Annotated in this window: 10 protein-coding genes; 6 read left to right on the top strand and 4 right to left on the bottom strand. The window is 66.6% G+C overall.

What is annotated here, in order from left to right; all coding sequences use genetic code 11:
* The first annotated feature begins 102 nt into the window (after positions 1-102).
* Positions 103-324 carry a TOBE domain-containing protein gene (locus tag LH475_RS04460; protein ID WP_297412967.1) on the top strand — a complete coding sequence of 74 codons (222 nt, stop codon included), beginning with the start codon at positions 103-105 and terminating at the stop codon, positions 322-324.
* 62 nt (positions 325-386) lie between these two features.
* On the opposite strand, the gene LH475_RS04455 is transcribed toward LH475_RS04460, so the two are convergent.
* Positions 387-1,709 (bottom strand): MATE family efflux transporter, encoded by a 1,323-nt coding sequence (locus LH475_RS04455; protein WP_196843051.1) that lies wholly within the window; start codon positions 1,707-1,709, stop codon positions 387-389.
* Between the two features lie 296 nt (positions 1,710-2,005).
* On the opposite strand from LH475_RS04455, the gene LH475_RS04450 reads away from it, so the two are divergent.
* From LH475_RS04450 to mmsB, 3 genes are all read left to right on the top strand, one after another.
* On the top strand, positions 2,006-3,970 hold the full coding sequence (locus LH475_RS04450) for a M13-type metalloendopeptidase (RefSeq protein WP_297412966.1): 1,965 nt from the start codon (positions 2,006-2,008) through the stop codon (positions 3,968-3,970).
* A gap of 94 nt (positions 3,971-4,064) precedes the next feature.
* Positions 4,065-5,027 (top strand): serine hydrolase, encoded by a 963-nt coding sequence (locus LH475_RS04445; RefSeq protein WP_297412965.1) that lies wholly within the window; start codon positions 4,065-4,067, stop codon positions 5,025-5,027.
* 71 nt (positions 5,028-5,098) lie between these two features.
* Complete coding sequence (gene mmsB, locus LH475_RS04440) at positions 5,099-6,013, top strand: 3-hydroxyisobutyrate dehydrogenase (RefSeq protein ID WP_196842870.1); 915 nt, start codon at positions 5,099-5,101, stop codon at positions 6,011-6,013.
* A 449-nt stretch (positions 6,014-6,462) separates the two neighbouring features.
* Here mmsB and LH475_RS04435 read toward each other — a convergent pair whose 3' ends face one another.
* The gene (locus LH475_RS04435) at positions 6,463-7,911 is read right to left on the bottom strand and encodes an amino acid permease (RefSeq protein ID WP_196842869.1); all 1,449 of its coding nucleotides are present in this window, start codon (positions 7,909-7,911) and stop codon (positions 6,463-6,465) included.
* A 436-nt stretch (positions 7,912-8,347) separates the two neighbouring features.
* Here LH475_RS04435 and LH475_RS04430 point away from each other — a divergent pair, with 436 nt between their 5' ends.
* Positions 8,348-8,785: an FGGY family carbohydrate kinase gene (locus tag LH475_RS04430; protein ID WP_297412964.1), complete on the top strand. Its 438-nt coding sequence runs from the start codon at positions 8,348-8,350 to the stop codon at positions 8,783-8,785.
* A complete protein-coding gene (locus tag LH475_RS04425) occupies positions 8,701-9,135 on the top strand; it encodes an FGGY-family carbohydrate kinase (RefSeq protein WP_297412963.1) in 435 nt (144 codons plus the stop codon). Before LH475_RS04430 ends, LH475_RS04425 begins: the two co-directional genes overlap by 85 nt.
* 28 nt (positions 9,136-9,163) lie before the next feature.
* On the opposite strand, the gene LH475_RS04420 is transcribed toward LH475_RS04425, so the two are convergent.
* Both LH475_RS04420 and LH475_RS04415 read right to left on the bottom strand, forming a co-directional pair.
* Positions 9,164-10,363 (bottom strand): hypothetical protein, encoded by a 1,200-nt coding sequence (locus tag LH475_RS04420; RefSeq protein WP_196842868.1) that lies wholly within the window; start codon positions 10,361-10,363, stop codon positions 9,164-9,166.
* A gap of 26 nt (positions 10,364-10,389) precedes the next feature.
* Positions 10,390-10,521: YbdD/YjiX family protein (locus LH475_RS04415; protein ID WP_297412969.1), on the bottom strand; the 132-nt coding region annotated here is incomplete at its 5' end.

Genomic DNA, 10,521 nt, shown 5'->3' with positions numbered 1-10,521 from the left:
GGGGGGGGGGCCGCCGGGCCCGGCGCCCCGGCCCCCGGGGGGCGCGGGGGGGGGGGGGGCGGGGCCCCCGGGCCCCCCCCCCCCGCGCCCCCCCCCATCCGGGTGTTGCTGCGACCGGAATGGCTGACCCTGGCCGAGGGGGGAACCCCGGCTGTAGCCACGTCTATCGCCTACGCCGGCCACGACGCCCTGGTCAGCTTCGCCCTCGCTGACACAGCGAAGACCCCGGTGCGCGCTCGCATCGCCGCACCCGCCCTGCCGCAGCTCGGCGCCCACGTGACGCTCGGGGTGCGCCAGAACGCCCTCGCCTACCCACTCGGGTAGCGGCAACCGCCCAGCAGCCAGAATCGGCGATCAGTAGGGGTGACCGGGCTCGACCAGCACAGTCAACGCGCGCCGATCAGCATCCACTTCGCGCTGCGGGCGCGCAGGCTCAGGGTCACGGCGCGGGCGCCGAGGTAGCCGAGGGCGAACGCGGCCATCAGCCAGGCGAGTCCGCCCTCGCCCGCCGGCGCCCAGACCAGCACCGCGGCGGCCAGCGGCACGAACACGGTGAGGTTGACCAGCCCGGTCAGCGCGAGATAGCGGGCGTCGCCGGCTCCGATGAGCACGCCGTCGAGCACGAACACGACCGCGCCGAGAGGAACGGATGCCCCCAGCACGATCAGCGTCAGCGGCAGCAGCGAGGTGACAGCCTCGGCACTGGTGAACGCGTGCCCGAGCACCCCGCTCGTGCCGATCACGACGGCGGCGAGTGCGAGGCCGGCGAGCACGCCCCACTCAAGGCAGCGGCGCAACACGGCGCGCACTCCCTCGACATCTCCGGCGCCGAGGCCGCGACCGACGAGGGCCTGGGCGGCGATCGCGAGGGCGTCGAGGGCGAAGGCGAGCGTCGCGAACAGGGTCATTGCGATCTGAAAGGCGGCGAGCTCGGGCGAGCCCTGCTGCGCGGCCGTGAACACGGCGAGCAGTATGGCGGCGCGCAGGCTGAGCGTACGCAGGAACAACCAGCCGCCGCTGCGGGCGCCGAGCAGCAGCCCGGCCCGGTGCGGGCGCAGCGGAGCGCTGTGGCGCCTGGCATGTGTGGCAACCACGACGAGGTAGACCGCAACCATGCCCCACTGCGCAACGACGGTGCCCACAGCCGACCCGGCGATTCCCCAGCCGAGTAGGTAGATGAACACGTAGTTGAGCGCGACGTTCGCGCCGAATCCGATCCCGGCCACGTAGAGCGGGGTGCGGGTGTCTTGCAGGCCGCGCAGCAGTCCGGTGGCGGCGAACACCAGCAGCATGGCGGGCAGGCCGAACATGGAGATGCCGAGGTAGGTGGCGGCATCCGCTGTAACCGCGGCCTCAGCGCCAAACGCGCCGACCAGCGCCGGAGTGGCGAGCAGGCCGCCGGCAGCAAGTACGACGCCCAGGCCCACGGCGAGCCAGAGGCCGTCGATGCCGACCGACACCGCCCTTCTCGTGTCGCCGGCGCCGAGCCAGCGGGCCACGGCCGGGGTGGTGCTGTAGGCGAGAAAAACCATGAGGCCGATGATGGTCTGCAGCACGGCGCTCGCCAGGCCGAGCCCGGCCAGCGGGGTGGTGCCGAGGTGCCCGACCATCGCCGAATCTGCCAGCAGAAACATCGGCTCGGCCACGAGGGCCCCGAGTGCGGGTACGGCGAGCCGCAAAATGTCCCGGTCGATGGGCTGTGCCCGCAGAATGTTAATGGTTCGACTCTACGGCGGCCCCTTGTGCGCCGTCGCCGCGTGGGCGGCGAGTCGCCCTGCGCCGTCGCCGCGTGGGCGGCGAGTCGCCCTGCGCCGTCGCCGCGCCAGCTGCGGGTCGCCGCGCCACCTCTAGCTGGCGCGCTCACCCATACCGGGCGCGCTCACCCGGTCGACCGCGCTGGAGCGGCTGAACGGATTGAAGAAGATATGCGCGCGGGCGTCGCGCGCGGCGTTCGCGCGACCCGTTTACAGAGCGAATTCTCGTGGCGAGCGAATAGGCTGGGGGCATGACTGAGCTGGCGACTGAATCCGGAATCAACCAGAACGAACTTGACTCAAAGGTGCGCCCGCAAGACGACCTCTTTCGGCACGTGAACGGCAAATGGATCGCACGCAGCGAGATTCCCGCCGACAAGGCCCGCTGGGGCTCCTTCATGATGCTCGCTGAAGACGCCGAGAAGGCCGTACGCGAGATTATCGTTGAAGCGCAGACCGCGCCGACGGGTAGCCTCGAGCGCAAGTTCGGCGACCTCTATACGAGCTTTCTCGACGAAGAACGCATCGAAGCGCTCGGCGCCACCCCGCTCACGAGCGACCTGGCCGCGGTCGACGCCGTCACCACCATCTCCGAACTGCTCGCCACCCTCGGACGCCTCGAACGCGGCGGAGTCGCCGGAGCGTTCCACCTCTACGTCGACAACGACCCGGGCAACCCCGAACGCTACCTCGTCTTCATCGCGCAGGGCGGCATCGGCCTCCCCGACGAGTCCTATTACCGCGAAGAGAAGTTCGCCGAAATTCGCACCAAATACCGCGAGTTCCTTGAGCGGATGTTCACCCTCGCCGGTTTCGCAGACGCCGCCGCACGCGCCGGGCGCGTGCTCGACCTCGAAACCGAACTCGCCTCGCACCACTGGGACAAGGTGGCCACGCGCGACAGCGAGAAGACCTACAACCTGCGCACCTGGGGCCAGGTCTCCGCGCTCGCCGCCGGTGCCGACGTCGACCTCTGGCTCGACGGCCTCGACGCCCCGGCCGGCGCCCTCGAGGAGGTCGTCGTGCGCGAACCGAGCTACATCGCCGGCCTCGCGGCCACCCTCACCGACGACCGCCTTGAATCGTGGCAGGACTGGCTGCGGTGGCAGGTCATCCGCTCGAGTGCTGCATATCTGTCGAGCGATTTCGTCGAGTCGAACTTCGATTTCTACGGTCGTACCCTGAGTGGCACCCCGCAGCTGCGCGACCGGTGGAAGCGCGGCGTCTCGCTTGTCGAGGGCGCACTCGGCGAGGCCGTCGGCCGCATCTACGTGGAGCGCCACTTCAAGCCGAGCGCCAAGGCGAGCATGGATGTGCTCGTGGCCAACCTCGTTGCGGCCTACGAAAACAGCATCACCACCCTCGACTGGATGACCGAGGAGACCCGCGGTCGCGCGCTCGAAAAGCTCAGTAAGTTCACCCCGAAGATCGGTTATCCGGTGACGTGGCGCGATTATTCGAGCCTCGAAATCACCGCCGGCGACCTCATCAGCAACGTCAGAGCCGCGGGGGAGTTCGAGTTTCAACGGGAGCTCGGCAAGATCGGCAAGCCGCTCGACCGCGACGAATGGTTCATGACGCCCCAGACCATCAACGCCTACTACAACCCCGGGTTCAACGAAATCGTCTTTCCGGCCGCCATTTTGCAGTTTCCGTTCTTCGACGACGCGCGCGACCCGGCCGCCAACTACGGCGCGATCGGCGCGGTCATCGGCCACGAGATCGGCCACGGATTCGACGACCAGGGCTCGAAGTACGACGGCGACGGCCGCCTCATCGACTGGTGGACCGCCGACGATAAGTCCGCGTTCGAGCTGCGCACGACCGCGCTCATCGCGCAATTCGAGGGCCTGGAACCGCAGGCCATCCCGGGCAACACCGTGAACGGTGCGCTCACGATCGGTGAGAACATCGGCGACCTGGGCGGGCTCTCCATCGCCTGGAAGGCCTACCTGCTCTCGCTGAACGGCGCAGAAAGCCCGGTCATCGACGGACTCACCGGGCAAAAGCGCTTCTTCCTCTCCTGGGCCCAGGCCTGGCAAATGAAGCTACGCGACGCTGAGGCCATCCGCTTGCTGGCTATCGACCCGCACTCGCCGAACGAGTATCGCTGCAACCAGATCGTCAGCAATATCCCCGCGTTCTACGAGGCGTTCCAAGTGGGCGAAGCGGACGCCCTCTGGCTCGCCCCCGAGAAGCGTGTCACCATCTGGTAGCGCTTCTGTTCCCCGTCGAGGGTTAGTCTTGAGCAGGCTCCTCTGAGCCGGGGATGAGGCAGGCCCGGGGTCGCCGCCGGAGAGAGGATCGACAGTGGTCTTTCGCGGTCGCGACGCCGACGGCACGAGTGGTCACCTGAATCCTGCTTCCAACCAAGCGGATGGCGGCGGCTCCGTTCGTTCCCGCCACGCCGCTGCGCCCGGTGGCAAACACCGTATAACGGACGCCCCCGAGAACTTTGCCCGCGGCTTTGCCTCCCTGGGCGAACTCGCTCTCAACGGGGTGCAGGTCTCAGCCCGCGCAACCGATCTTTCGACCGGGCGGGTACTGTTTTCGGTCGACGACCACGTGTCGATGCCGACGGCCAGCGTGGGCAAGGTGTTGCTGCTGATCGAGGTTGCCGCGCGCTTGAACGACGCCGAATTCGGTCTGGCCACGATGCTCGAGCGTTCGAGTGCGGATGCCGTGAGTGATTCCGGCGTCTGGCAGCACCTGCAGATCGCCCGGCTCGGCGTCGCCGACCTTGCCGCCCTCGTCGGCGCGACGAGTGACAACCTCGCGACGAACGTGCTCATTCGCACCGTCGGGCTGCACTCGGTGCGTGCCCGCACCGAGCAACTAGGCCTTAGCCGCACCGCACTGCTCGACCTGGTGCGCGACAAACGCGGCCCGGATGACGCGCCGCAGCTGTCGGTGGGCAGCGCCAAGGAACTCACCTGGCTGTTCACGGCGCTTGCTCGCGGTGAGATCGTGGATGCTGAAACGAGCGCGCGGGTCATTGGCTGGCTGTCGCTCAACACCGACCTGTCGCTCGTGGCCAGTGCGTTCGGGCTGGATCCGCTCGCACACCGGGAGAGCGACCACGGTCTGCTCATGGTCAACAAGACGGGAACGACCGCGGGTGTGCGCAGTGAGGTGGGTATTCTCCGCGGTCCGCGGGCCGGCGTGACCTACGCGGTCTCGATGCTGTTCGACGACACCCAGCTGATGACACGGCTCGCGGTGCTCAACGGGATGCGCGCGGTCGGGGAGGATCTGCTGGGGTACGTGCACTAGGAGCCGACAAGTTGTGCCATCGTGGAGGGGACGGGCATAGACGCCCGCCACCGACGCGAAGGAGCTATGCCATGGCGGTCATCGGATGGATTGGGCTGGGCCACATGGGCGGCCCCATGACGGCAAATCTGGTCAAGGCCGGGCACAGCGTGCGCGGCTTCGACCTCAACACCGATGCCCTCGACGCGGCGGTGGCTGTCGGCGTCACCCGCACAACGAGTATTGCGGAGGCCGTGGCGGGTGCCGACGTCGTCTTCACGATGCTGCCCAAGGGCGAGCATGCCCGTGCGGTGTACTTCGGCGACGAGGGCGTGCTGGCCCACGCCGACACGTCGACCCTGCTGGTGGATTCCTCGACGATCGACATTGAATCGGCCCAAGCGCTGCACGATGCCGCCGCCGCGGCAGGCTTTCGCTTCGTTGACGCCCCGGTCTCGGGCGGAATCACCGGTGCCGAGGCCGGCACCCTCACCTTCATGATCGGCGGTGAAGCGGATGCCGTCACCACCGCCACCGCGTATATCCAGCCGATGGCCGCGAACATCATTCCGACCGGTGGCGCGACGACCGGTCAGGCGGCAAAGATCTGCAACAACCTCATGCTGTTCATCAATCTGGCCGCAACGTCGGAGGGTGCCGTTCTGGCCGAGCGGCTGGGACTGGACAAGCGGGTGTTCTGGAATATCGCATCCGTTTCATCGGGCGACAGCTGGGCGCTGCGCACCTGGTATCCGATTGCGGGGGTCGTGCCGTCGGCGGCCGTGAATCGCGACTTCACGCCGACGTTCACGGCCGAGCTCGCCCACAAGGACATGGGCCTCGCGGTCGCGGCCGCGGCGGCCACCGACACTCCGCTGGAGATCGGAAAGCACGTGCAGCAGCTGTTCCAGCGGCTGATCGACCAGGGCCAGGGCGGCAAGGACTGCTCGATGATCGTGAAACTGGTGGATGGCACCCTGGCTCGGAGCGGCACCGAACTCGAGTAGGCAGTCTGACTAACCAGTCAGACCATGTAGTCATGCAACTCACACCCTGGCCAGTCGATTGGATGCGCGCCGCCCTCGGCCTCGGCGTGCTCGCACGCTCGCGCCCGGCGCGGCCTACGGCTGCAAGATCGCCGCCGACTGGCAACTCTTCTCCACCACCGTGCACCACCAATTGCAGAACGGGCAATTGCAGAACGGGCAATTGCAGAACGGGCCGGCCGAATCGTGGCCAGTGACCCGCGATGTGGACAGCGGTGTGTCAGACAGCGTTGACTCGCATGGCGGCCCTATCGCATCCTCTCAGATGAGGCCGCGCGCGGGCCGAAAACGCCGCCTGGCTCGACGATCTCACGATCGAACTGCGTTTGCGTGACAGTGGTGGTCCTGTCGATCGTTATCTGGCTGATCGTTCCCGTCGGCGAGCCGCTCGCGGGCCAGCGATCCCGGCCTTATTTTTCGGCCGGAACCTCAACGTAGCGCGGGCTCTTCGGGTTCATGAGGGAGTTTCGGCGGCCGTAGGCGAAGTAAATCACCAAGCCGATCACGAGCCATATGACGAAGCGCAGCCACGTTTCCCAGTGCAGTTGGGTGATCAGAAAGAAAGATGCCAGCACGCCGAACGCAGGCACGATCGGCATGAACGGCAGCCTGAAGGTGCGTGGAACATCGGGGCGCGTGCGGCGCAACACGATGACGGCAATGCAGACCACAACGAAGGCGGCGAGGATACCGATGTTGGTTAGGTCGGCGATAAGCCGAATCGGGAAGATCCCCGCCAGAATCGCAGAGGCGATGCCCGCAATCCACGTGACGCGTTGCGGGGTGCCCTTCTTGTCGGTGCCCGAGAACCATTTGGGCAGCAGGCCGTCACGGCTCATCGAGAACCAGACCCGGCTGACGCCGAGCAGAAAGGTGAGCATCACAGTGAGAATGGACACAACGGCAAAGGCCGAGAGGATAGTGGCGATCACCGGCAGGCCGACCGATTGGAAGGCCACGGCGAACGCGGCCGTCGGGTCGATGTCCTGCCAGTTCTGCATGCCGGTGAGCACCAGGGTGGCCAGCACGTAGAGCACCATCGCAATGGCCAGGGAGAGCAGAATCGCCTTCGGCATGTGCTTCTTGCCGTCTTTGGCCTCCTCGGCCGCGGTGCTCATGGCGTCGTAGCCGAACACCGCAAAGAACACCGTGGCCGCGCCCGTGAAGACGGCGCCGAATCCATTGGGTAGGAACGGGATGTAGTTCTGCGTGTTGATGTAGAAAAAGCCGAGCACGATGATGCCCAGGATCAGCAGCACCTTCAGGCCAACGGCGACCAGTTCGAAGCGGCCGAAGGTCTGAGTGCCGCGGCTGAGGATGAATGTCACGAGCAGACAGACGATGATCGCCGGCAGGTTGATCACCCCGCCGTCGAGGGCGTCGGCCGTGCCCTGCATCCAAATCGGCACCTGCACGCCAATGCCGGACATGAATTCGGTGAAATAGCCGGAGATGCCGATGGCAACCACGGCCACAATGGCAATGTATTCCAGCAAGAGGTCCCACCCGATGAACCAGCCGACGATTTCACCGAGGGCGACATAACCGTACGTGTAGGCCGACCCAGCACGCGGGATCATTCCGGCGAACTCGGCATAGGACAGGGCGGCGGCTGCGCTGGCAAGACCGGCGATGAGGAACGAGATGAGCACGGCCGGGCCGGCGCCCTCGCCGTCGGGGCCGCCGTTGGCGACAAGGCCGGCAAGGGTGAAGATGCCGATGCCGATGATGCCACCGACACCGATCGCGGTGAGCTGCCAGAGCCCAAGGCTTTTGAACAGTCCGTTCTTCTTGGATTCATCGCCGACATCGTCGATGGGCTTTCGCCGCAAGACAGAGTTGGGATTCTGAGCGGACATGACGCCTCCATTGGCCGGTGCTGTCTACCCTCCGTGCGAGGGGTACGTAGAAACCCTATACCGTCTGATTTTGCATAATTCATAATCAAATCGGTCAAGATCGGCGCTTATCGCGGCGAAACGACCCGGCCCTGACCGGCAGTCAGACGATCGCGAGTTCCGGCCCGGCAGCACTCAGTTTGCGGGCCTTTGGCCGGCGTGCCCGTTTTGCGTGTGGGTTCACTCGAAACGGTCGCGTCGTGAGCTCCGCGAGCCTGGTGCACGGAATTGTCCTTGACGACTACAAGACGCAGCTTAGTGAGCGCTCTGCTCATTAAAGCGAACCAGCCCGCTCGATTAGGCTGGCCCCAGAAACTGGATTTCACAGGAGATGCCGTTGGCACTGAATCGTCCTGTTGTTGTCGGAGTCGATCCATCGACCCAGAGTCGCAAGGTCGTGAGTGTCGATGCCGACACGCCCGTGCACGACGCCCTGCTCTGGAATGACGTGCGCAGCGCCCCGCAGGCGGCCGCGCTCACCGAGAAGTACGGCGCGTCGATGTGGGCCGGGGAGGTCGGTGTCGTACCGGTCGCTCCATTCACCATCACGAAGTTGGCCTGGCTACCCGAAAACCGGCCGGAACTCGCGGCGCGCGTTGAGCGGGTGCTGCTTCCGCACGACTGGCTCACCTGGAACATTCTCGGGCGGGCCGCCGAGGCCACGACCGACCGCAGTGACGCGTCGGGAACGGGATATTTCTCGGTGCCGAAGAAGGTGACGTGGTCGTCTCGATCGGCAGGAGCGGCACCGTGTTCGCCGACGCCGCCGGCGGCCAGCTTGCCCTCATCGCAACCATCAACGGTGCCCGCACCCTCGTGGCCACGGCCCGCATGATCGACGCCGACGGGCTGCTCATGCTGCCCTACCTCGACGGCGAACGCACTCCGAATCTACCGGGTGCCACCGGCTCGCTCACCGGCAAGCGCCGGGCCAACATGAACCCCGAAAACCTGGCCCAGGCATCCGTTCTCGGTGTGGTCTGCAGCCTCGCCGACGCGCTCGACTCGCTGCGCAGCCAGGGCGTGCCCGTGCGCCAGGCCGCGTGGGCGCTCGACGGTGGCAGCAATTTTCCGCACTGGAAGCGAGAGATCGCGACCGAACTCGAGCCCTCGGCCGCACGCGACTGGGCCGTCGACGTGCGAGCGCGCTACGCCGAGCAGCGTGGCACGATCTACGGGGTCTGAGCCCGGGGTCTGAGCCCGGGTGTGGGGGTCACGGGTAGCCGATGAACCAGAGCAGCACGATGGCCACCGGCTGCAGGGCGATGCCCGCGCCGAGCAGGCTGCGACGCAGCGCCTTCGACCGGGAGATCGCCGGGTCACCGAGCAGCGGCGCGAGCGGCAGTAGCAGCCGAAACAGGCTCTGCTGCGGCAGAAACACGGCCACGAGATAGAGGCCGTAGCTTGCCGAATACGCCACGATTTCCGGCCGAAGCGGATGCAGCAAGCGTCGCGACAACCACCATCCAAACCCCGACGCGAGCGCGAGTACGAGTACGATTCCGACCACGCCAAGGTACTTTCCGGCCATCAGGAACCACGGCGTGAGCGGCACGAATTCGACCCGGCCGACGAAGCCGGTCCACCAGGACAACTCCGTCATGAGGTAGGCGTCGTGCACTCCCGTGACAGCGTCGGCCACGAGCGGCCAAGACAGGCCAGCCGCCGCAATGACCAGTCCTGCGGCTAAGATGGCCCATCGTTCCGCGCGAGCGGATCGCCCGCGTTCCCGCCAGCGCAGTACCAGAATAATGAGGAGCGCCAGCGACAGCGCGAGCACCCCCGGCCGGGTGAACGCGGCCAGCACGGCGAACGGAATCATCAGCAGGTAACGCCGCGACACCATCATCGCGAGGCTCGTGAAAACCAGGAACAGAAACAGGCTCTCGGCGTAAGCCACCTGCAGAATAAATGACAGCGGCCCGAAACAGAACAGGGTGACCGCCCACAGCGCCGAGTTCGCGCCGACTCGGGAGGCCAACAGGTGGTAGAGCCCGAGTGCGGCCCCGGCGCCGAACAGGATCGCCACGAGCATGCCGGCGACGTAGAATTCGAGGCCGGTCAGCGCCGCGACAACGCGCACGAGCCACGGAAAGACCGGCAGGAAGGCCCAAGCGTTCGGCTCAACGTTGCCGGCGGTATCGGTCGGCAGTACAGCCGGGTAGCCGGAGAGCGCGATCTGCCGGTAGAACGAGCTATCCCACGACCCCGAGAAGGTGAAGAAATTCGGGTCGCTCCGGTAGCTCGCGAAGTTCCAGCCGGCGCGAGTGGCGACGGCGAACAGGGTGCCGAGCAGTGCCGTGGTGAGCAGCCGTGATGCTGCCCAGATCAGCAGCACGAGACCCCATGGCGGCAGGCCGCTGAGGCGAGAGCGGAGCGCGCTGAGGCGCTGCACCCCGCCCCCGCTCGTCATCGCCCCAGGCCAGCGCGGCCCTCGCTCTAGCAGCAGCGCCCCTGCGGGTTCTTGTCCTGCCGGTCAGTCTGGTCCCGCCAGAACTCCCGTTCGGTCATGATCGGATGCGCCGCATTGGTTTCGCAACTCGCGTGGTGTGTCGCGTACTTGTCATAGGC

It is taken from the genome of Cryobacterium sp. (genome assembly GCF_026786305.1).
In the GTDB taxonomy this organism is placed as follows: Bacteria; Actinomycetota; Actinomycetes; order Actinomycetales; family Microbacteriaceae; genus Cryobacterium.
This window is presented reverse-complemented; position numbering and strand designations above follow the sequence as displayed.